Origin of the sequence: Devosia sp. 2618 (assembly GCF_040546815.1) — a bacterium.
In the GTDB taxonomy this organism is placed as follows: domain Bacteria; phylum Pseudomonadota; class Alphaproteobacteria; order Rhizobiales; family Devosiaceae; genus Devosia.
Genome location: NZ_JBEPOO010000001.1, coordinates 4,187,640 through 4,207,755, shown reverse-complemented (window position 1 = coordinate 4,207,755; position 20,116 = coordinate 4,187,640). Strand labels below are relative to the sequence as shown.

Below are 20,116 nucleotides of genomic sequence, written 5' to 3'. Positions count from 1 at the left end.
TGCGCTCCCACCTCACCATGAGGGTTACTGGGACCACCCGGTGTAGCGTAGCCCTCATGGTGAGGTGCGAGTACTTCACGAGCCTCGAACCACGAGGGCGTAGCACAAACGGTGCAGCAAGCTGTTAGCTTTGGCCTAACTTAAGCAGCAGAATCCCCGCTTACCCTTGACTCCGCATTGCGCCATCGCCACTTTCCGGCCACTTTAGGGCGCAACAGCAGCGGCCCATATGATAGGGTTTATGCAATAGACCCAAGGACAAGGCGCGGAGCAGTTTTTGCAAAGCGCTTTGCGGCAAATAAACAATGAGCCGGCGATCTCCATCGCATGAAGGCTCGAGCAGGCAGGTGGGATGCAGTCTTATCTCGATTTCGAAAAGCCGGTAGCCGATCTTGAAGGCAAGATCGCTGAGCTCAAGGCAATGGCATCAACCGACCAGGCCGTCAGCATCGACGAAGAAGTCAACCGGCTCTCCAGCCGCGCCGACGAGGCGCTGGTCGAGATCTACAAAAAGCTCACGCCGTGGCAGAAGACCCAGGTCGCCCGCCATCCGCAGCGTCCCCATTTTTCCGACTATGTCGGCAAGCTGATCACCGAATGGACGCCGCTGGCCGGCGACCGCAAGTATCGCGAAGATGCCGCCCTGCAGGCCGGCTTTGGCCGGTTTAACGGCCAGTCTGTCGCGATCCTCGGCCAGGAAAAGGGCAACTCCACCGAGACGCGCCTCAAGCACAATTTCGGCATGGCGAGCCCTGAAGGCTACCGCAAGGCCGTCCGCATCATGGACATGGCCGACCGCTTCAACATTCCGCTGATCTCGTTCGTCGATACCGCCGGTGCCTATCCCGGCATCGGCGCCGAAGAACGCGGGCAAGCCGAAGCCATCGCGCGCTCGACCGAAAAGTGCCTTGAGCTGGGCGTGCCCAATATCGCTATCGTCATCGGCGAAGGCGGTTCGGGTGGCGCGATTGCCATTGCTGTAGCCAACCGCGTGCTGATGCTCGAAAACGCCATCTATTCGGTGATTTCGCCAGAAGCCGGCGCCTCGATCCTGTTCCGCGACGCCGCCAAGGCGCAGGACATGGCGACGGCCCAAAAGATCACCGCGCAGGACTTGCTCGGCTTTGGCGTCATCGACGGCATTATCGGCGAACCAACCGGCGGCGCCCATCGCCACCACGAAGCCATCATGGATTCGACCCGCTCGGCCATCGCCACCTTCCTGTCGGACTTCGACAACAAGGGACGTCTGGAAGTGCGCGAACACCGCCGCGAGAAGTTCCTGGCGATCGGGACTGTGCTTTAGGGCGCGGTCCATCTCCATTCGTGACGCTGCCTTCGGGCTTGAGGGGGATACCCCTTCCTGCCGTTCGGCCATAGGCCTCACGGCCTTCTCACCTAAAATCACGCCACTGGCGTGATTTTGCCTTCGGCCGGCTCGAAGTCCCCCTGATAGGGGGAGGTTAGGTGGGGGTACTCTTGCTCTGTCCCCACCCACACACTTGCGTGATCTGCCCCAGCTTTCCGGTATTTTTCCGCCGTGGTAAGGCTTCGTTCACCACCAAAACTCATGCTGTGGTAACCATCGACCCCTATGGGTCAGCGCTTGTTCTCGTCCACTGGGCCGCACGACCGTGACCGTCACACTTCTTCGCAAATTTTGCTCCGTCGTCATTCTGCTGTGGGTGGCCTTCGGGCTGGTGGCCTGCGGCGGGTTCTTGCCCAAAACCAGCGACAACCGTCACAACCAGCCGCTCTCAAGCGCGATCCAGTCGGGTCTGCGCAGCATGGGCTCGGGCCCCGGCGAAGCCATGGTCATCCGGATTTTCAAGCAGGAGCAGGCGCTCGAGGTGTGGAAGCGCACCAGCGCCGGTACCTTCAAACTGTTCAAGACCTATGAGATCTGCACCTATTCGGGCGATCTCGGTCCAAAATTCAAGGAAGGCGATCGCCAGAGCCCCGAGGGTTTCTACACGATCTCGCCCGGCCTGATGAACCCGAAATCGGCCTATTACCTGGCCTTCAACACCGGCTTTCCCAATAAGTTTGACCGCGCCAATGGCCGCAGCGGCTCGAACCTGATGGTGCATGGCGATTGCAAATCGGTGGGCTGCTACGCCATGACCGATGCCGGCATCGCCGAAATCTTCGGGCTGGCCCGCGAAACCTTCAAGGGCGGCAATCCAAGCTTCCAGCTGCAGATTTTCCCCTTCCGCATGACGGCGGCCAATATGGCCAAGCAGTCCGCCAGCCCGCATCTGGCATTCTGGAAGAACATCAAGGAAGGCTATGACCTGTTCGAGCTGAACAAGGCCCCGCCAACCTGGGATGTCTGCAACCTGCAATACATCTTCAACGCCCCCGGCGGCGGCGCGCTCAACCCGCTCGGCCCCTGCCCCGTTGTTACCAAGGATGCAAGCCTCACCGCCAAGCAGCAGGCCGATGAAGCCGCCTTCGTCTCGGCGGTCGAAAGCGAAGCCCAAAAGGCCGCGCGGCTCGCCGCCGAAGAGGCAGCGCTCAAGGCCCGCGGTCAGGCGGTCAACGGCTTCCTCAACAATATCGGTGGCGTCTTCGGCGGCAATGCCGATGCCAATGTCCCGCCCGTCATGTCCGGCCAGCCTGCGCCACAGCCCATGCCGACGCCCCAGCGTCCATAGGCGACCGCGCGCCCAAAGTGGCGTATAGTCCGCCACAGCACGGGCGCTGCAATGGATAGGCAATGCAGGCCCGACATGACCATATCTGAGCCGCAATCGGCGACGATGTGAAGCGTGCCGGACAGGATGGAGACGATCGCTTTGGAAGAAACACCATTGGTCCAGAGTGAGCCAAAACCTGCGCTCGATATGCCCAAAAAGCAGCGTCGCGGCCTCGCCGGAACCACTGTGCTCAGCTTTGTCGCCGGGCTGGTGGGCGTTGCCGCCATTGGCGCCAGCGCCTGGGTCTATGCGCAGACGCAGCGCGATATCGTGCGCATCTCGACCGACATCGCCCAGATCCGACTCAGCCTTGAACTGTTTGGCCGCCAACAGGGCACGCCATCGACCACCGACACCGCGGCCCTGCAGGATCTGTCCAACCGGCTGTCGGTGCTGGAGGAAAGCTGGCGTGAAGCGCCAGCGGCGGCCACCAGCAGCCTTCCAGCCATTGCAGCACCCGAAGCCGCCCCAACTAGCGCCGCGGCCTCTCAGGGCGACTGCATGCCCCAGGGCACGCGCTTCCTGATCTCGGCGGGCGACGCCTATCCAATCTGCGGCGTCGCCGCGAGCATCGAGATGGCAGCGGTCGATAACGGCTTCGTCACCCTGCAGGACGGCACTGTGATCGCCGCCGGCGGCACCATCGCCATGCCGGGCACCAGCTGCATGCTCGGCGTGGTCTCAGCAGGTGAGAACGGCATGACCGGGTTTGCGGAAATCCGGGTGACCTGCTGAGGGCTTAGTGCCCGCCATACGCACCGCTTGACCTGAGGGTCACGCGCAGAACAGCGCAGGTTTGACGTGGTCCTCGGGTCGAGCCCGGGGACAGCGCTGTGGTGGTTTGACTACCTCTTTTTGCCACCAGTATCGCAGTCGACCACCCTCCCCCTTGAGGGGAGGGACGCGAGATAGGGCTTAGCTTTAGCTAAGTCCGTGATCGAGCAGGGTGGGGGTATTTGTCCGAGAGTGCGGTGGGCGGGGCTCACCCCCTCCCTTGATCCCTCCCCTCAAGGGGGAGGGTGTCGACTGGTGGATTGGGGATTGAAGTAGCGGATCGGTCGGCCGCCCTCGTGGTTCGAGGGTCGCTGCGCTTCCGCCTCACCATGAGGGCTATCCTCTGTGAAGTGTTCCAGTAACCCTCATGGTGAGGCGCGCGTTCCTCACGCGCCTCGAACCACGCGGGTGTGCCCCAAAAAACAAAAGGCCCGGATTGCTCCGGGCCTTTTCGTATTCATCGAGCCGAAGCGCTTAGAACGCACCGTGGCAGTGTTTGAACTTTTTGCCCGAGCCGCATGGGCATGGGGCGTTGCGCGCGACGCCGACCAGCAAAGCCGGATCGATTGGCCGCAGCGATGGATCGCCGCCCACGGCCCCCAGCGAGTCGGCGATGGTATCGCCGCCATCGGCGTCGTTCTCGCCGGTCAGGGGGTCGATATGGGTTTCCTGCAGGCGACTCAGATCGGGCATTGGCGGCGCGACGGGGCGCGGCTGCAGCTCGAGATGGCTCATCTGGGTCGTCACCAGTTCGCGCATGCTGGCCAGAAGGGTCTGGAACAGCTCATAGGCTTCCTGCTTGTATTCGGTCAGCGGGTCGCGCTGGGCGATACCGCGCCAGCCCACAACCTTGGACAGGTGATCGAGCGTCACCAGATGCTCGCGCCACAGACCGTCGATCGACTGCAGCAGGATGTTCTTTTCCATCTGGCGCATAATCGTCGGCATCGGCTGGCCGGCTTCGGCGAACTTTGCCAGCGTACGGGCTTCCTTGTCGGCAACCTGCGCATCGGCAGCAGCCAGCAGGCGCTCGGTGACGATTTCGGCGTCGATGCCTTCTTCGGCAGCCCAGTCCTTCACCGGCACGTCGATATTGAGATAGGTCTTGGCGGCAGCTTCGAGCTGCTCGACATTCCACTGCTCGGGATAGGAGCGCGGTGGAATGGCCTTGCCGACGATGTTGTCGACCACGTCATGGCGCATTTCGCTGACGGTCTCGCTGACGTCTTCGGCATCCATCATTTCGATGCGCTGCTCGAAGATCACCTTGCGCTGATCGTTCATCACGTCGTCGTATTTGAGGATGTTCTTGCGGATGTCGAAGTTGCGCGCTTCGACCTTGCCCTGGGCGCGTTCGATCGCCTTGGTGACCCAAGGATGGGTGATCGACTCGCCCTGCTCAAGACCGAGCTTGCCGAGCATGGAATCCATGCTGTCGACCGGGAAGATGCGCATCAGGTCGTCCTGCAGCGACAGGAAGAAGGCCGAGTGGCCCGGATCGCCCTGACGGCCGGAACGGCCACGCAGCTGGTTGTCGATACGGCGCGATTCATGGCGTTCGGTGCCGATGACCATCAGGCCACCCGCAGCCAGTGCCTGCGCCTTGTGCTCGGCAATGGTCTTCTTGATGTCGGCGATCTTGGCGTCGCGCTCGGCGCCTTCAAGGCCGGTGGCTTCCTTCTCGATGCGCATTTCGAGATTACCGCCGAGCTGAATGTCGGTACCACGGCCGGCCATGTTGGTGGCGATGGTGATGGCGCCGGGCAGGCCCGCGTCAGCCACGATATAGGCTTCGAGCTCATGCTGCTTGGCATTGAGCACGTTCATTTCACCAACGCCCTTGCTGCGCAGAATTTCGGCCAGCATCTCGCTCTTTTCGATCGAGGTGGTGCCAACCAGCACCGGCTGGCCGCGGCCATGAGCATCCTTGATCAGCTCGGCAATCGCGTCGAACTTCTCGGCGGCGGTGCGGAAGATGGCGTCTTCGTCATCCCGACGCTGGATCGGCATATTGGTCGGCACGGTGACGACGTCGAGCTTGTAGATGTCGGCAAATTCTTCGGCTTCCGTCGCCGCCGTACCGGTCATGCCGGCCAGCTTTTTGTAGAGGCGGAAATAGTTCTGGAAGGTGATCGACGCCAGCGTCTGGTTTTCAGGCTGGATCTTGACGCGCTCCTTGGCTTCGAGGGCCTGATGCAGACCTTCCGAATAGCGGCGGCCCGGCATCATGCGGCCAGAAAATTCGTCGATGATCACCACTTCGTCATTGCGGACGATGTAATCCTTGTCCTTGCGGAACAGCTTGTGGGCACGCAGGGCCGAATTGGCATGGTGCACCAGCGCGACGTTTTCCACGTCATAGAGCGAATCGCCCTTGAGCAGACCGTCTTCAGCCAGCTTGGCTTCAAGCTTTTCGATACCCTGATCGGTGAAGGTCGCGGCGCGCTGCTTTTCGTCGAGCTCGAAATCGTCTTCGCCGATCATCGGCATCAGCGCATCGAGGGTGAGGTAGAGTTCGCTGCGGTCATCGGACGGACCCGAAATGATCAGCGGCGTGCGGGCTTCGTCGATCAGGATCGAGTCAACTTCGTCGACGATGCCGAAAGCATGGCCGCGCTGCACCATCTGGGCGCGCGTATATTTCATGTTGTCGCGCAGATAGTCGAAGCCGAATTCGTTGTTGGTGCCGTAGGTGATGTCGGCATCGTAGGCAGCTTTACGCTCAGCATCGCTGAGGCCATGGACGATGATGCCATAGCTCAGGCCGAGGAAATTGTAGAGCTGACCCATCCAGCTGGCGTCGCGGCGGGCCAGGTAATCGTTGACGGTGACGACGTGAACGCCAAGGCCCGTCAGGGCATTGAGGTACACAGCGAGCGTTGCCACGAGGGTCTTGCCTTCGCCGGTGCGCATTTCAGCAATCGAGCGATCGTTGAGCACCATGCCACCGATCAGCTGCACGTCGAAGTGGCGCATGCCGAGCACGCGCTTGCTGGCTTCACGGACGGTGGCGAAAGCGGGCACGATCAAATCATCGAGATCAGCACCCTTGGCGAGCTGATCCTTGAACTCGGCGGTCCGCGCCCGCAACTGGTCGTCGGTCAGCTTTTCCAGGTCCGCCTCAAGCGCGTTGATCGCGGCCACTTTGCCGTGGAAGCGTTTGACGTGCCTGTCGGACGGAGACCCGAAAATCCGCCGGGCGAGCGCAGCAAGTGCCATATGTCAGGTCCTTATTACGAACTCATCGCGGTGCGGCGGGGGAGGTGCGGATAGGCCCGTTCGGCCGCGTCGACGCGATGAGAAAGCCTTTCCGGCTTTGAATTTCTGTTGTCCCGGCGGGCGGGGGAAAAAGCGCGTGAGATGTAAGAGCGAGGCCTTGTCTTGTCAACGTCAACGAAATGCGCCACACCTCGCAAGCCCCGCCGGAAACCCCGGCAGGAACGGGATTTCTTGTCATTGGTTGCTCGCCAATTGCGGCGCGGCACATTTTGGCCCCGTTGACGTGTGAGTGCAGGCGAGAAAACTTGCGCGACGCGCAGTGCCGATCACCAGCGAGCCAGGACGCACCAGAAGGCGCCGGCCAAGGAGACTGATTTAATGATTTCTTCCCCGTTGCGCCTCGCCCTGACTGCGAGCGGTCTTGCCCTTATGCTGGCAGCCGGTGCGCTGGCGCCCGCCATCGCACAGGACGCGGCGCCTGCTGCGGCCGCTCCGGCAGCTGCCGCCCCTGCCCCCGTTTCGCCAGACACCGTCGTGGCAACCGTTGGTGGCCAGCCCATCACCGAAGCTGATCTGGGCTTTGCGGCCGAGGACCTGACCCAGGAACTCAGCCAGATGCCACCCGACCAGCGCAAGCCGTTCCTGCTGCGCGTTCTGATCGACATGAAGGTGATGGCCAAGGCCGGCAAGGACGCCGGCATGGACGCAACGCCGCTGTTCAAGCAGCGCCTGCAGTATCTTGAAGATCGCTCGCTGCGCCGCGCCTATTTCGCCGACGCCATTGCCAATGCGGTGACCGAGGAAGCCGTGCGCGCCGAATACGACAAGTTCGTTGCAGACTTTAAGCCAGCCGAAGAAATTCGCGCCAGCCACATCCTCGTGCCAACCGAAGAAGAAGCCAAAGCCGTCAAGGCCCAGCTCGATGGCGGCGCTGATTTCGCCACCGTCGCCAAGGAAAAGTCGATCGATCCAGGCGCAGCCAATGGCGGCGATCTCGGCTTCTTCGGCAAGGGCATGATGGTCGCGCCATTTGAAGCCGCAGCCTTCGCACTCAAGGATGTCGGCCAGGTGTCCGATCCGGTGCAGTCCCAGTTTGGCTGGCACGTCATCAAGCTCGAAGAAAAGCGTGAGTCGACCCCACCGACCTTCGAACAGGTCGCCGGTCAGCTCCAGCAGCAGCTGCTGATGACCACCTTCGACGAAACCGTCGCCCGCCTGATGGCCGACGTCACGATCGACATCCCGGACGCCGCCCTCAAGGCTGCGGTGGATGCCCAGACCGAGACTGAAGCCGGCGCCGCGCAGTAAGAATTTTGGGGCCCCCGAACGTAAGGTTCGGGGGCCTTTTTCTTGGGTGGAGCGTTGCGCATTTTACTGTGTCGCCACCAACCTCGGCGTCATCCCCGCGAAAGCGGGGATCTCCCTTTTCCGTGCACGTGAGAAGATGGGATTCCCGCCTGCGCGGGAATGACGTGGTGGATTGCTAATGACATGGTGGGGCAAAGCCTTTCAGTCAGCACCTCACCTCGCCCCTCCGGGGAGAGGTCGGCGCGCAGCGCCGGGTGAGGGGCCGGGTGGTGCAGCGGACTGCAAATCCGTGACCTGTCGCGACATCTCACCCCTCACCCTAGCTTTGCCTGGTCGCAAGAGCGCCCGGCGGCGCTACCCTCTCCCCTGAGGGGCGAGGGGATGCTGACTGAGGGCTTTGCGAGGTGTCATCTGCTCTCCTCTCCCCGCCTCCACGCCTTTGTGGGCGCGGGGCTTTGCTTCGCCTTGTCATTGACATGTCTTTGAGGCAAACCGGATCGTCAACTCGTCCTCAAAGGCTCGGCACTATGGCTATTCCGGTTTCTCCTCTTGCTCCCAAATCCTATCCGGAGTTGCCCGCCATCGCCGGCGTGCGCTTTGCGACGGCTGAAGCCGGCATCAAGTACAAGAACCGTACCGACGTGCTGCTGATGGCCTTCGATGAAGGCACCACCGCTGCAGGCGTCGTCACCAAGTCCAAGTGCTCGTCGGCGGCCGTTGACTGGTGCAAAGCCAACCTGCCGGGCGGCAAGGCGCGGGGCCTTGTGGTCAATTCGGGCAATGCCAATGCCTTTACCGGCACCAAGGGCCAGAAAAGCGTCGAGCTGACCGCAGACTATGCCGCCAAGGCGCTGGGCTGCGCCCCGTCAGAGATTTTCCTCGCCTCGACCGGCGTGATCGGCGAGCCGCTCGATGCCAGCAAGTTTGCCGGTGTGCTCGACACCATGGCGACCCGTCTCGGCGACGGCCCGTGGATGGACCCGGCCAAGGCCATCATGACCACCGACACCTTCCCGAAACTGTCGGGCGCCATTTTGGACATCGACGGCGTCGAAGTGAAGATCAACGGCATTGCCAAGGGCAGCGGCATGATCGCGCCGGACATGGCGACGATGCTGAGCTTTGTCGTCACCGACATGCCAATCGCCGCCCCGGTCCTGCAGGCGCTGCTGTCCCAGCATGTGCAGACCAGCTTTAACGCCATCACCGTCGATAGCGACACCTCGACCTCCGATACGCTGCTGGCTTTTGCCACCGGCAAGGCCGGTGTTGAGCCGATCGAGAGCCTTGATGATCCGCGCGCCGGAATCTTTGGCGAAGCGCTCAAGGACGTGCTGTTCGAGTTGGCCATTCAGGTCGTGCGCGACGGCGAAGGCGCCACCAAGCAGGTGTCTATCCATGTCGAAGGCGCAGCCTCCGACGCCAGCGCCTTCCGCATCGCCAAGGCGATTGCCGACAGCCCGCTGGTCAAGACCGCCATTGCCGGCGAAGACGCCAATTGGGGTCGCGTCGTGATGGCAGTGGGCAAGGCCGGCGAACCGGCTGACCGCGATAAACTGGCGATCCGCTTCGGCGACCTGCTGGTGGCCAAGGACGGCGAACGCGCCGCCGTTTACGACGAAGCTGCCACGTCCGCCTACATGAAGGGCGAGGATCTTGAGCTGACCGTGTCGCTCGGGCTCGGCGATGGTCGCGCAACGGTTTACACCTGCGATCTGACGCATGGCTATATCACCATCAATGGCGACTATCGGAGCTGATATGGCCTTGCCCAGCGTTGAGGCCTTTGAGCGGGCCGGGCTGAAGGCCTGGCCCGGCATTGAGGAAAGATGGGACGGATCGTGGATCCGGCGCGCGGCAGGCGGCTATACCAAGCGCGCCAATTCGGTTCAGTGCCTTGACCCCGATGATTTCGAAGACGCCGACTTGCGCGTGATTTCGGCCAGCACCTGGATGGTGATCCGCAAGCTGCGTCCGGTGTTCCGGATTACGCCGCTGTCGAGCCCCGAACTCAATGCCACGCTCGATGAATCCGGTTGGGTAGAGATTGACCAGAGCCACCAGTTCGCCATGGAACTTGGCGATCACGAGGCGGACAAAGAGGCACAATTCCTGCCCGTGCTCGACCCGAAGTTTGTGGCCGCCTCGCAAAAGCTGAGCGGCTATGATGAGGCGACGGTGACCGGGCTGAAGAACCTGCTGGCCGCGTTGACCGTGCCCGCCATTGGCGTCGTTCTGGCGCGTGATGGCAAGGCTGTGGCCACGTCCATTATGGCGGTGGCCGACGGCATCGTCGTGACCGGCAATGTCGTCACGGACAGCACCCGTCGCCGCCAGGGCCTGGCTTCTGCGATGATGCATTCGGGGCTCGCCTGGGCCAAGCGCGAAGGCGCAACCGTGGCGGCGCTCAATGTGCAGGCGGACAATGCCGCGGCAATCGCGCTCTATAGAGGCCTCGGCTATGCCCATCAGTATGACTACAGCTATCGCGTTCCGGGTGCCGCATGAACAAACTGCTTCTCGTCGTCGCCTGCGCCCTGGTCGATAGCGACCGCCGCGTGCTGATCGCCCAGCGCCCCGAGGGTAAGTCTTTGGCAGGGCTGTGGGAATTTCCCGGCGGCAAGGTGGAGCCGGGTGAGTCTCCCGAGGCGGCACTGATCCGCGAACTCGAGGAAGAACTGGGCATTACCACCAAGACAGCGTGTCTGGCACCGATATCATTCGCCAGTCATTCTTACGAGAATTTTCACCTGTTAATGCCACTTTACGTCTGCCGAAAGTGGCAGGGAACGCCTCAGTTGCGCGAACATACGGCCCTGAAATGGGTCCGTCCGCAACAATTGCGCGACTACCCGATGCCACCGGCCGATGAGCCACTGGTCGCCGCTTTGTGTGACCTGCTCTAGGACAGAGCGATGCGGGGACGGGCATGCTGGGATGTAAGCTTCGAGGTTTCCTCGCCGACGAGTCAGGCGCGACGGCCATTGAATATGGCCTGCTCGCAGCACTCGTCGCCGTTGCGGCAATCGGCAGCTTCACGATTTTGGGCGAGCACGTGGTCGGCCTGCTCGATGGCGGCGCCGGCAGCGCTGGCCGGGTCATCGCCGAACAAACCACCAAGATGCATTAAGCGGTACGGGCTCTGCCATGTGCATCCGGCTCATCCGAGCCGAATGCCATCCAGTGCTGTGCGCTATTGCAGCGTCACAACCTTGTACTTCATGCCGGCCGTGATGCGGTCGCCGGGATAGAGGTCGTTGATGATGTAGAACAGTTCGGTACCGCGATTGAGCCCGCCCATCTGGCGCGCCAACGAGTCAGCCGTATCGCCAGCCTTGGCGGTGACGACGCGCACGGCAACCTTGCGCACCTGACCGAGATCGGACGCATCGGTGCGGCGGAAGCTCTTGAGGGTCGCTTCGGCACCTTGGGCAAAGCGGGCGCTATCGGCCTTGGCGGCAAAGATGAAGCGGTAGACCTGACCATCGAGCCGCATGACCGAGACGCGGAAGAACCACTGATCGGTCTGCGCCACGCCAGACGCCATTTCGATGCCGTTAAAGCTCTGCGTCGTGACGCTATTGGCCTTGAGGCCCGCGATCCACCCGGACTTGAGATAGTCAGCAAGCGACACGTTTGACTGCACGTCGGCGCTGTCAAAGCGCACAGCCTCGCCGTCGCCAGCGACACCAACAACGGCGCTTTGCGAGTTTTGCAGCGTATAGCCGTTGGGCACCGTGAAGGTGAACTTAGACGCGGTGTGGATAAAGCGACGGCCGACAATCGAACCCTGCGATGGGCTATCGCCGAAGGTCAGGCCGGAGATCGAAGCCAGATAGCCATCGCGGTCAGTTTCGCCAACCTGTGACTGGCCGAACATGGTGCTGGCGGTGTCGAGCGCCTTTTGGATGCGCGCGGGCGTAGTGGGGTGGGAGGACAGGAAGCCCTCGCCGCCATTTTCGCCCACTGAGAAGCTGGCAAACCGGCTCATGACGCCCAGGAACCGTGCGGCAGCGCGCGGATCGTAGCCTGCCTTGCCGGCAAACTTGATGCCTTCGCGGTCCGCTTCGAGCTCCTGGTTCTGGCTGAACGCAGCCATCGACTGGCGCGTGCGGTTCGCGGTCGCGTCCGTCGAGGTATCGCCACCAAAGACGCCCGTGATGACGCGATCAACGATCTGGGTGGTGCGGGTGCGGTCGGTACGGGCGCGCGCATGGCGCAGCGTGACGTGAGCGATTTCGTGCGCCAGCACGGCCGCGAGTTCGCTCGTATCTGACGCCAGCGCCAGAATACCGCGCGTGACATAGATATAGCCGCCGGGCAGCGCGAAGGCGTTGACCTCGGAACTATCGAGAATGGTGACCTGGAACTGGGCATTGGGCTGATCGGCAGCGGCCAGCAGGCGCCCGACAATACGCGCGACCATGATCTCGGCCGGACGATCGGAATACACCCCACCATAGGCCGCGATGATGCGCGGATGCTCGCGACGACCGATGACCACGTCTTCCGGGTCGGTGCCTTCCGGCACGACAGTCGGCGCCGGGTTATCGCCAGTCTTGGAGACCGCGATGTTCGACCCGGTCAGGCTCGTGCACGCGCTCAATGCCAGCAGCAATGCGGCCAGCACACCCATGCGCCATCCTTTGGCGATTTGCCCTTTGCCCGTCATTGTGTCGCCAATACCTCGATCTGCTCGGGATGTGTCAGTTCGATGCGTGGACCATCCCGATCATCCACCCAGCCGCGAATACGCACTAAAGCACCGTTTAACACCAGCGGGTCGATTCCCGCCTCGGTAAAGATGCGCAGGGCCGCTCCCTCGATCACGGCCGTGAAGTCTTCCTTCCAGAACCGGCCGAAATTGAGATAGACCCGCCCGCCCCGCTTTTCGGCGAGCAGTATCCGGCCTTCTACAAGTTCATAGTGTCCTGCCCGGCTGAGGAGGTCGCCCGGCGCATCCGCTAACCGAACGCTGTAATAGGGATCGGCCCAGATGCCAAGTCTGGCGAGGCGGGCGCGCCCTTCCGCCGCGAACAACAATTCGAGACAGGCGCGGTTATCGGGGAACGAATAGACCCGCGCCAGACCCTTGGCGACCATCTCCCGCTGCGCCCAGATTTCGCCGTCGGCCGCCTCGACAAAGACATGGGCCAGTGTGCGGCCATAGCGGTCGATCTGCTCGCCCCCAAAACCGAGCCGCACCGGCTTGTTCAAAGCCATCGCTTCAAGCGCGGTTTTGGCCTCCGGCGCCAAGGGCCAAGTTTCGAAATTATCACGGCCCAGCGGTAACTTGGGGGCCTGCGTGCCGATCATTCGGACGATCCGGCCATCATCGAGTTCGACCGTATCGCCATCGGTCACCGACACGACAATCCCGCCCGTCGCCATGCGCAATTGCTCGCAGGCCAGGCTTGCCACCGCAGAGGACGACAGGGCCGCAAGGGTCGCTAGGCGAACGAGACTGGTCTTGAGCAAATCAGGCCCCGGAAAGATTTTGTTCACCATGCACCCAAATACGGCAAAAAATGATGAACGAGGATGTGGCTCCAGTCGAAATCAATAAATTTGTTTCTGATGCAGAATTCGCACAAAAATCGCGCCAGTAAGCAGAGATCATCTCACCCGCAGTTTTTGTTGCCCAATCGAATCAGCACCGCAACCTGACTTGCTTTGTTGAGATAAAATGGATGCAGAGGAAATTTTTCCTTTTTCGGATCGCAGACTTGGTTGCCTCGATAGGGCAGCAACGTTAAATTCATTTAAGAATGGTGGCCTCTTCATCGCATGCAAATCGATTGATCTGAGCCTACACTTGTGGGTGGGATGTGACCGGGTCGATCGAATATGCCGTCGATCTGCTGTTTGAAGCAGCAGTCCGATCAACGCCATGGTCGGCCGGTCTGGATGCCGTGGCCACAAGCTTTAACGCGGCAGGCGCCTTCATCATGACAGACGATCCAGCCGGGGTCGAACGTGGCATTCCACTTGGCGGCGCGCTTGGCGGCATGTTCGAGGACTTCGTGGCGCAGGGCTGGCACCTCAAAGACCTACGAGGCCAGCGCGCCTGGCCCCTGATATCGCAGCATCGCAGTATTTTCTTCGAACACGAACTCTCTACCGAAGAAGAACGAAAATCCCATCCCTACTACCAGGAGTTCTTCTACAAGATTGGTATGCCTTGGTTTGCCGCCGTGGGCTTTACATTGCATGGGCAACGATGGGCGCTGAGCCTGGTGCGCGGTACCACCCAGGAGCCATTCGACAGGGCCGATACACCTGCCCTGCAGGCGATGCTTCCGCAACTCAGGCGGATCATTACTGTCGCCAGTGAAGTTTCGGTAGCCGTGGAGGGCGCGACCCGCAGCCTGTGGCAACAGACCTCCGGCGCATTGCTCACTGTCGACTTCAACAGCAAGATCAGTTGGGCCTCTCCGCAAGCCATCAACACGCTTTCGCCCGTGGCCTATTTCAGAGGCGGGCGCCTTCAGGCGACCGATGTCGGCGCCAACAATCTGCTACAAGATCTGATCCGACAGGCCATTGCCAAACCTCCATCTGGCCAGCCCGACAGCGGCGCCGTGCTGCTAACCACCGAGGGCCGGCCGGCGGTGCTGCTGGAAGTCATCGCCCTGCCCCGCACCGGCGTCGATGTGTTTGCCGATGCCGCCGCCATTATCCTCGTCAAGGATCTGGTGCATCGGCCCGCCGTGCCCGCCGAAAAGCTGGTCAGCCTGCTGGGCCTCACCCGCAGCGAGGCACTGGTTGCCGCATCGGTTGGCGCCGGCCTGCCCCTGCGCGAAACCGCGACCAGCCTCAACATGGGCTACGAAACCGCCCGCACCCACCTGTCGCGGATTTTCCAGAAGCTGGCCATCAACCGGCAGGTGGAACTTATGCTGATCATCGAAAAACTGCGCGGCCGCAGCGAGCACTAGGCAGCGCCGCGCCTATCCTCGACCAATTGCCCCCATCCCAGCGCCGCATGCGGGCTTTCGCTGGCACCACACATTTGCTAATCAACCCGAGTGGTCTCGTAGCTCAGCAGGATAGAGCACCGGATTCCTAATCCGGGGGTCATGGGTTCGAATCCCGTCGAGATCACCACCTTCCCATCTCTGGAAATGTCCCGGCTAGCGCTGCGCCCACGCGTTCAGCGCGGCCACCACTTCGCCCCCGCGGGTCGGCGTCAGGTTGCGGTTTTTGTAGGGTGATTTGCTGGCCTTCACGATAGGCGCGGTCCAGTGCACGTCATAGGCCAACGTCGTGAGATAATCCCGGCCGGACGCCCGAAAGCGTGTGATCTCATCGGCGGTCAACTGCATCAGGAACGCGTAGTCGATGAAGCTGTGGCTGCAATAGGCGTTGAGGAAAAGGGCGTCGCCCTCTTCGAGCAATTGCCATTGGCCTTCATTTGGTCCTGCTTCGTCGATGACCGTCAGCAAGTGTGCATATCCTGCCTGTTCACGTCTTCAAATGTCGGCGATCACGGCCCGGTGAGCGATGATTCGTCGGCCTGTTAAGGTGATGGCAGGGCTATTGGGTTATCAAGGGGCAACCATCTTTTGGCCTTGCTGGCCGCCTAGTGCGCCACAATTGCCTTTCACTCAGGATAGATCCATGACCGTTTTGCGCCACTTCAAGCCGGCCGTTATGCCACTCGCCGTCATCCTCGTGGGCGCAGCCCTTGCTGCCTGCAGCATGGGCGGCGGTGGTGGCGGCGGCAGTAGCGCCACTGCCCTGTCGCCCGGCCTTTCGGCCCGTATGGACCAGCCGGGCGCAACGCTTGATCGGGCGCAGGCCATCGGCATCATCAATGCGTTCCGCGCCACCAATGGCCTGCCAGCACTGATCTCGGACCCAGCGCTGGACGGCACCGCACAGGCGCTCGCCAACCAGTATTCCCAGACCGGCACGCCACCCAAGACCCCACAGGGCCTCAACGTGATGAAGCTCAGCGCCGGCTACGCCACCTTTGCCGAGACCTTCTCGGGATGGCGCAACAATCCGGCAGACGCGGCTGGCCTTAACGCCAATGCCACCAAGGCCGGCGTTGCCGTCTCGTTCAATCCAAGCTCGAGCTATGGCATTCACTGGGTGCTCGTGCTTGGCAACTGAGCCTGAAACAATCGATGCGCGCGGGCTCAAATGCCCGCTGCCTGTCCTCAAAATGGAAAAGCGCCTGGCGGGTCTGCCCGCCGGCGCTGTTCTCGTTGTGCTGGCCACCGATCCGATGGCCAAGATCGACATCCCGCTTTACTGCCGCCAGCAGGGCCACAGCTACACGCTAAGCACTGAGGACGACGTGATGGCCTTCACCATCACCACGGGCTAGCGGTCGAAATACTCGATCTCGGTCTCGTTGATGACCACGCGCAGCACGCGGTAGAGATAAAAGAACGACGCTAGCCCCAGCGTGACGAGGATCAAAATGATCCAGATGATCACGTGACCAATCGAGGAGGCGAGGTTGAACCGGCAATTGAGCCGCCCGATTTCGCGACCACCCGCATCGAGCACGCGCGTCTTATTGAGTACGTCTTTGTTGAGGTAATAGGGGAATACGAAGAGGGCGAGACCCAGCGTCACGATGCTCAAGACAATCCAGATCACGATCGCCCCGATCGTATCGCCAATACCAAAGTCTGCCTTGAACCGCACGGCGCGCGGCCGAGAAATATCACTCATTCATGCCTCTGCATTGTACACCACAAGACGTGCCGCCCCGATTTCAGCAGCTACCGCCACGAACAACTGTAATCATCGACGTTTGCTGTAAATTTTAGCAAGCGCAATTGCGGCGACTGCACACATATCTATCCTGCATGCAGCCCGCCAGCTGGGCGCGTTTGACCGATCGGTCAGTTCGTGATCGCGGCCATCTTCCCCTGCCTAGAAAATAGGCGTAGCCCTAGTGCATCTGTCAGGACAAAGTCCGACGGGGGGAGAGGTTTGAATTGTTTAGTCCTAAAGGGCAGGTCGCCCCGCTGGCGGCTTTTTTTGTCCGCGCTATTTTATGCCTATGGTTTTTATCCGCATCCTTCGCCAATGCCGTTGAATACGACTATGTGGAAAATACCCCCGCACTCGCCGAGCGCGTGACGCCCGAAGTGCTGCGCGCCGTCTTTCCGGGCGCCGACCGCATCGAAATTCTCGACGATGGCGGACCACCGGCGGCGGCCGCCTATCAGGGCGACGCGGTGGTCGGCTATGTGTTTTCGACGCTCGACGTCGTGCGCGCCCATGGCTATTCGGGCACCCCGTTCGATGTCGTTGCGGGTGTGAACCTTGAGGGACAGATCACCGGCGCAGTGAGCCTCTTCCACCGCGAACCGCTGATCATCGAGGACGAGCGCCTCACCAACCTGACGCAAAAATTCATGGTCGCCACGGCGGGCATGTCATCGCGCACCGGCGCTTCGGATGGGCCCAAACCCGAGTTTATCGCTGGGGCGACGACGTCCGGCCGCGCCTTCCGCAACGCCATCCGCGACAGCGCGCGTATGGTGCTGAGCGCCCGGCTCGGCCGGCCGGTGATCATCGAACCGACACTCGATATCGACAGTTATATCCCAACCAGCCTCGATGCACTGTTGGAAGACGGCTCGATCACCACGATGACCGTCACCAATGCCGATCTGGCTCAGGTGATGCAGCAGGCCGGGGCCGCGATGCCCGAAATCCCGCCCACGGGCGGACCCGACGATACCTATCTGCAGCTCTATACCGGCCTTGCCACGCCAGCGATGATCGGACGCAACGTCGTTCGACGCGGTAGTCATGACCTGATTTTTGCCGACTATCCAAAGGGTACTCAGGCCATCTTTCTGTCCTCCAACGGACGCTATGATTTCCTCGGCTACGCTTTTCAGAACCAGTCGAGCGGTGGCCATCTTGAGCGCCTGCGCATCCGGCAGGGCGATCTGACCTTTGAATTCGACAAAACGCGGTTCATGCGAGCACAATCGCCCTTCGGCAAGGTCAGCGGCCTTGTACTGCTGCCGCCCGATAGTGGTTTTGACCCTCTCGAACCCTGGCGGGTGGAAATCCTCGTTCGCGCGCGCGATGCGACGGGGGCCACGACAACCGTCGTGCTGCCGCCGCTCGATTATTCTCTGCCCGCCAAGCACATCCTCATGCCCGAGCCTGACCCGGTTCCGGCCTGGGTGGAGGCCTGGGAGCAGAGCCGCAACGAGGTGCTGATCCTGGGGCTGGCGCTGACGATCCTGACCGCCATTTTTGCGCTGCAGCCATTTCTGACGCGCCATCGCATTCTGCACCGTTGGGTGCGCAACGGCTTTTTGGTTTTCACGCTGGTCTGGCTCGGCTGGGGCGTTGGCGCCCAACTGTCCATCGTTCACGTCATCAACTACCTCAAGGCGCCGTTCCAGAACCTCGATATCGGCTTCTATCTGGCCGAGCCGCTGATCGTGATGATCTCGGTCTATGTGGCTATCTCGCTGGTCCTGATCGGGCGCGGCGTGTTCTGCGGCTGGCTCTGCCCCTTCGGCGCTTTGCAGGAACTGCTGGCCCAGACCGCGCGACTGCTGCGCCTGCCGCAATGGAACCCGAGCGCCAAACTGCAGAGCAAGCTGTGGTGGGGTAAATATGCGTCCTTCGTTCTCGTTGTCGGGCTGGCCTTTCTGGCACCAACGGCAGGATCGGTCGCCGCCGATATCGAGCCGTTCAAGACCGCCATTTCCACCCACTTCGTCCGCGCCCTGCCCTATGTGCTTTACGCGGTCGTGCTGCTCTCCATCGGCCTCTTTACCGAGCGGGCGTTCTGTCGCTTCCTCTGCCCGCTGGGTGGCGCTCTGGCGATCCTTGACCGGCTACACCTGCTGACGCTGCTCAAGCGCCGGCCGGAATGTGGCAGCCCGTGCAAGCTGTGCGAGCGCAGTTGCCCGGTGCGTGCCATCGAGCCGTCCGGCAAGATCAACATGGCCGAGTGCTTCCAATGCCTCGACTGCCAGGTGGAATATTACGACGACCACCGCTGCCCGCCCTTGGCCAAGCAGCGCAAATTGCGCGAACGGTCCGCCGTCGCGCAGGGTCCAAATGTTCCGGTGTTCACACGCAGCGCGGTGGCCAAGTGATGAGTGAAACATCCATCTCCCAAAACGCGCCGTCGAAATGGTCGCGCCGCCAAACGATCAAGGTGCTGGCGGCGACGCTGGCCCTGCCACTCGGCATTGCCGGGATCAGCAGGCTCGGCGAACAGCCATCGTTTCAGACCTGGCATGGCGAGTCGCTGGGCGGCCCGGCAAGCCTGACGCTATGGAACCCCAATGCCGCCTTTGCCCGCTCGACCATTGCCCGTATGCGCAGCGAGGTCGAACGCCTGGAACTGGTGTTCAGCCTGTTCCGTCACGACAGCGAACTCTCCCGGCTCAATCAGGATGGTCGCCTTGCAACCGCCTCGCCCGATCTGGTGGCTGTGCTTGAGGCCGCTCGCGACATCGCTGCTGCCAGCAATGGCGCCTTCGATCCCACCGTGCAGCCGCTATGGCGGCTCTATAGCGAGCATTTTCGCAATCAACCGAACGCCATTTCGGGACCCTCAGCCTTGGCCATCGATGGGGCACGATCGCTGGTCGATTATCGCCAGATTGAGATCGGTCCCCGGCAGGTGCGCTTTGCCAGGCCCGGCATGGCAGTGACGCTCAACGGCATTGCGCAAGGCTATATCACCGACCGGATCGCCGACCTGTTGCAGCAGGAAGGCTTTGACAACAGCATGGTCGACGTAGGTGAAACCCGCGCCATCGGCGGGCGACCCGAGGGCGGCGCCTGGACTATCGGCCTCAAGAACCCGCTCAATGCGCTGGAGGTCAACCGCACCATCGCCATCAGCAATGAAGCCATGGCCGTATCCGGTGGTTATGGCCAGCATTTCCCGGGGTCGGACCTGCATCATATCTTTGATCCGGCCAGCGGACGCAGCGCTAAGCGCCTGCTCGATGTCAGCGTGGTCGCGCCGCGCGCCATGTTGGCCGATGGGCTGTCGACGGCGATTTTCGTCTCGGGTGAAGGGGCCAAGGCGTCATTGCTGGCGCTCTATCCCAATACGCGGGCCGTGCTGACGCGGCGCGATGGCACCACGGCATAGATCAACG

The 20,116-nt window shown here is 61.7% G+C and carries 18 protein-coding genes and 1 tRNA gene; 14 read left to right on the top strand and 5 right to left on the bottom strand.

Annotation, left to right across the window (positions count from 1 at the left end):
• The first annotated feature begins 352 nt into the window (after window positions 1-352).
• The 3 genes from ABIE28_RS20855 to ABIE28_RS20845 all read left to right on the top strand — a co-directional run bounded on the left by ABIE28_RS20855 (window position 353) and on the right by ABIE28_RS20845 (window position 3,434).
• On the top strand, window positions 353-1,306 hold the full coding sequence (locus ABIE28_RS20855; RefSeq protein WP_354066320.1) for an acetyl-CoA carboxylase carboxyltransferase subunit alpha: 954 nt from the start codon (window positions 353-355) through the stop codon (window positions 1,304-1,306).
• A 328-nt stretch (window positions 1,307-1,634) separates the two neighbouring features.
• Window positions 1,635-2,657 carry a L,D-transpeptidase family protein gene (locus tag ABIE28_RS20850; RefSeq protein ID WP_354066319.1) on the top strand — a complete coding sequence of 341 codons (1,023 nt, stop codon included), beginning with the start codon at window positions 1,635-1,637 and terminating at the stop codon, window positions 2,655-2,657.
• 141 nt (window positions 2,658-2,798) lie between these two features.
• Window positions 2,799-3,434 (top strand): hypothetical protein, encoded by a 636-nt coding sequence (locus tag ABIE28_RS20845; protein WP_354066318.1) that lies wholly within the window; start codon window positions 2,799-2,801, stop codon window positions 3,432-3,434.
• 513 nt (window positions 3,435-3,947) lie between these two features.
• Here ABIE28_RS20845 and secA read toward each other — a convergent pair.
• On the bottom strand, window positions 3,948-6,692 hold the full coding sequence (secA, locus tag ABIE28_RS20840) for a preprotein translocase subunit SecA (RefSeq protein WP_354066317.1): 2,745 nt from the start codon (window positions 6,690-6,692) through the stop codon (window positions 3,948-3,950).
• 378 nt (window positions 6,693-7,070) lie between these two features.
• Here secA and ABIE28_RS20835 point away from each other — a divergent pair, with 378 nt between their 5' ends.
• The 5 genes from ABIE28_RS20835 (at window position 7,071) to ABIE28_RS20815 (ending at window position 11,130) form a co-directional block, all read left to right on the top strand.
• Window positions 7,071-8,000: a peptidylprolyl isomerase gene (locus tag ABIE28_RS20835; protein ID WP_354066316.1), complete on the top strand. Its 930-nt coding sequence runs from the start codon at window positions 7,071-7,073 to the stop codon at window positions 7,998-8,000.
• A gap of 527 nt (window positions 8,001-8,527) precedes the next feature.
• Entirely contained in the window at window positions 8,528-9,760 is a 1,233-nt protein-coding gene (gene argJ / locus ABIE28_RS20830) for a bifunctional glutamate N-acetyltransferase/amino-acid acetyltransferase ArgJ (protein ID WP_354066315.1), read from the top strand.
• A gap of 1 nt (window position 9,761) precedes the next feature.
• Window positions 9,762-10,508, top strand: a complete 747-nt coding sequence (locus tag ABIE28_RS20825; RefSeq protein ID WP_354066314.1) for a GNAT family N-acetyltransferase — start codon at window positions 9,762-9,764, stop codon at window positions 10,506-10,508.
• Window positions 10,505-10,906, top strand: a complete 402-nt coding sequence (locus ABIE28_RS20820; protein WP_354066313.1) for a (deoxy)nucleoside triphosphate pyrophosphohydrolase — start codon at window positions 10,505-10,507, stop codon at window positions 10,904-10,906. The genes ABIE28_RS20825 and ABIE28_RS20820 overlap by 4 nt, the downstream gene beginning before the upstream one ends.
• Before the next feature lie 23 nt (window positions 10,907-10,929).
• Window positions 10,930-11,130, top strand: coding sequence for a Flp family type IVb pilin (locus ABIE28_RS20815; RefSeq protein ID WP_354066312.1), 201 nt, complete (start codon window positions 10,930-10,932; stop codon window positions 11,128-11,130).
• Window positions 11,131-11,193: 63 nt separating this feature from the next.
• On the opposite strand, the gene ABIE28_RS20810 is transcribed toward ABIE28_RS20815, so the two are convergent.
• Both ABIE28_RS20810 and ABIE28_RS20805 read right to left on the bottom strand, forming a co-directional pair.
• Window positions 11,194-12,636 (bottom strand): M48 family metalloprotease, encoded by a 1,443-nt coding sequence (locus ABIE28_RS20810; protein WP_354066311.1) that lies wholly within the window; start codon window positions 12,634-12,636, stop codon window positions 11,194-11,196.
• 32 nt (window positions 12,637-12,668) lie between these two features.
• Window positions 12,669-13,478, bottom strand: coding sequence for a thermonuclease family protein (locus ABIE28_RS20805; protein ID WP_354066310.1), 810 nt, complete (start codon window positions 13,476-13,478; stop codon window positions 12,669-12,671).
• 350 nt (window positions 13,479-13,828) lie between these two features.
• On the opposite strand from ABIE28_RS20805, the gene ABIE28_RS20800 reads away from it, so the two are divergent.
• Complete coding sequence (locus tag ABIE28_RS20800) at window positions 13,829-14,938, top strand: helix-turn-helix transcriptional regulator (protein ID WP_354066309.1); 1,110 nt, start codon at window positions 13,829-13,831, stop codon at window positions 14,936-14,938.
• Window positions 14,939-15,030: 92 nt separating this feature from the next.
• Window positions 15,031-15,107: transfer RNA gene (locus ABIE28_RS20795), tRNA-Arg, on the top strand.
• A gap of 26 nt (window positions 15,108-15,133) precedes the next feature.
• Here the strand turns inward: ABIE28_RS20795 and ABIE28_RS20790 are convergent.
• Window positions 15,134-15,445 carry a hypothetical protein gene (locus ABIE28_RS20790; RefSeq protein WP_354066308.1) on the bottom strand — a complete coding sequence of 104 codons (312 nt, stop codon included), beginning with the start codon at window positions 15,443-15,445 and terminating at the stop codon, window positions 15,134-15,136.
• Window positions 15,446-15,620: 175 nt separating this feature from the next.
• On the opposite strand from ABIE28_RS20790, the gene ABIE28_RS20785 reads away from it, so the two are divergent.
• Window positions 15,621-16,118 carry a CAP domain-containing protein gene (locus ABIE28_RS20785; protein ID WP_354066307.1) on the top strand — a complete coding sequence of 166 codons (498 nt, stop codon included), beginning with the start codon at window positions 15,621-15,623 and terminating at the stop codon, window positions 16,116-16,118.
• Window positions 16,108-16,335 (top strand): sulfurtransferase TusA family protein, encoded by a 228-nt coding sequence (locus tag ABIE28_RS20780; protein ID WP_354066306.1) that lies wholly within the window; start codon window positions 16,108-16,110, stop codon window positions 16,333-16,335. Before ABIE28_RS20785 ends, ABIE28_RS20780 begins: the two co-directional genes overlap by 11 nt.
• On the opposite strand, the gene ABIE28_RS20775 is transcribed toward ABIE28_RS20780, so the two are convergent.
• Window positions 16,332-16,688, bottom strand: coding sequence for a DUF6693 family protein (locus ABIE28_RS20775; protein ID WP_354066305.1), 357 nt, complete (start codon window positions 16,686-16,688; stop codon window positions 16,332-16,334). The two genes, ABIE28_RS20780 and ABIE28_RS20775, sit on opposite strands and share 4 nt — an antisense overlap.
• 269 nt (window positions 16,689-16,957) lie before the next feature.
• Between ABIE28_RS20775 and ABIE28_RS20770 the strand changes: the two genes are divergently transcribed.
• Together ABIE28_RS20770 and ABIE28_RS20765 are read left to right on the top strand one after the other, a co-directional pair.
• Entirely contained in the window at window positions 16,958-19,096 is a 2,139-nt protein-coding gene (locus tag ABIE28_RS20770) for a 4Fe-4S binding protein (RefSeq protein ID WP_354066304.1), read from the top strand.
• Window positions 19,096-20,109: an FAD:protein FMN transferase gene (locus ABIE28_RS20765; protein ID WP_354066303.1), complete on the top strand. Its 1,014-nt coding sequence runs from the start codon at window positions 19,096-19,098 to the stop codon at window positions 20,107-20,109. The genes ABIE28_RS20770 and ABIE28_RS20765 overlap by 1 nt, the downstream gene beginning before the upstream one ends.
• The last annotated feature ends 7 nt before the right edge of the window (window positions 20,110-20,116 follow it).

Coding starts and splice junctions, on each gene's coding strand:
- secA (WP_354066317.1), bottom strand. CDS start 6,692: ATGGCACTTGCTGCGCTCGCCCGGCGGATTTTCGGGTCTCCGTCCGAC.
- ABIE28_RS20775 (WP_354066305.1), bottom strand. CDS start 16,688: ATGAGTGATATTTCTCGGCCGCGCGCCGTGCGGTTCAAGGCAGACTTT.
- argJ (WP_354066315.1), top strand. CDS start 8,528: ATGGCTATTCCGGTTTCTCCTCTTGCTCCCAAATCCTATCCGGAGTTG.
- ABIE28_RS20835 (WP_354066316.1), top strand. CDS start 7,071: ATGATTTCTTCCCCGTTGCGCCTCGCCCTGACTGCGAGCGGTCTTGCC.
- ABIE28_RS20815 (WP_354066312.1), top strand. CDS start 10,930: ATGCTGGGATGTAAGCTTCGAGGTTTCCTCGCCGACGAGTCAGGCGCG.
- ABIE28_RS20785 (WP_354066307.1), top strand. CDS start 15,621: ATGACCGTTTTGCGCCACTTCAAGCCGGCCGTTATGCCACTCGCCGTC.
- ABIE28_RS20820 (WP_354066313.1), top strand. CDS start 10,505: ATGAACAAACTGCTTCTCGTCGTCGCCTGCGCCCTGGTCGATAGCGAC.
- ABIE28_RS20825 (WP_354066314.1), top strand. CDS start 9,762: ATGGCCTTGCCCAGCGTTGAGGCCTTTGAGCGGGCCGGGCTGAAGGCC.
- ABIE28_RS20765 (WP_354066303.1), top strand. CDS start 19,096: ATGAGTGAAACATCCATCTCCCAAAACGCGCCGTCGAAATGGTCGCGC.
- ABIE28_RS20810 (WP_354066311.1), bottom strand. CDS start 12,636: ATGGGTGTGCTGGCCGCATTGCTGCTGGCATTGAGCGCGTGCACGAGC.
- ABIE28_RS20855 (WP_354066320.1), top strand. CDS start 353: ATGCAGTCTTATCTCGATTTCGAAAAGCCGGTAGCCGATCTTGAAGGC.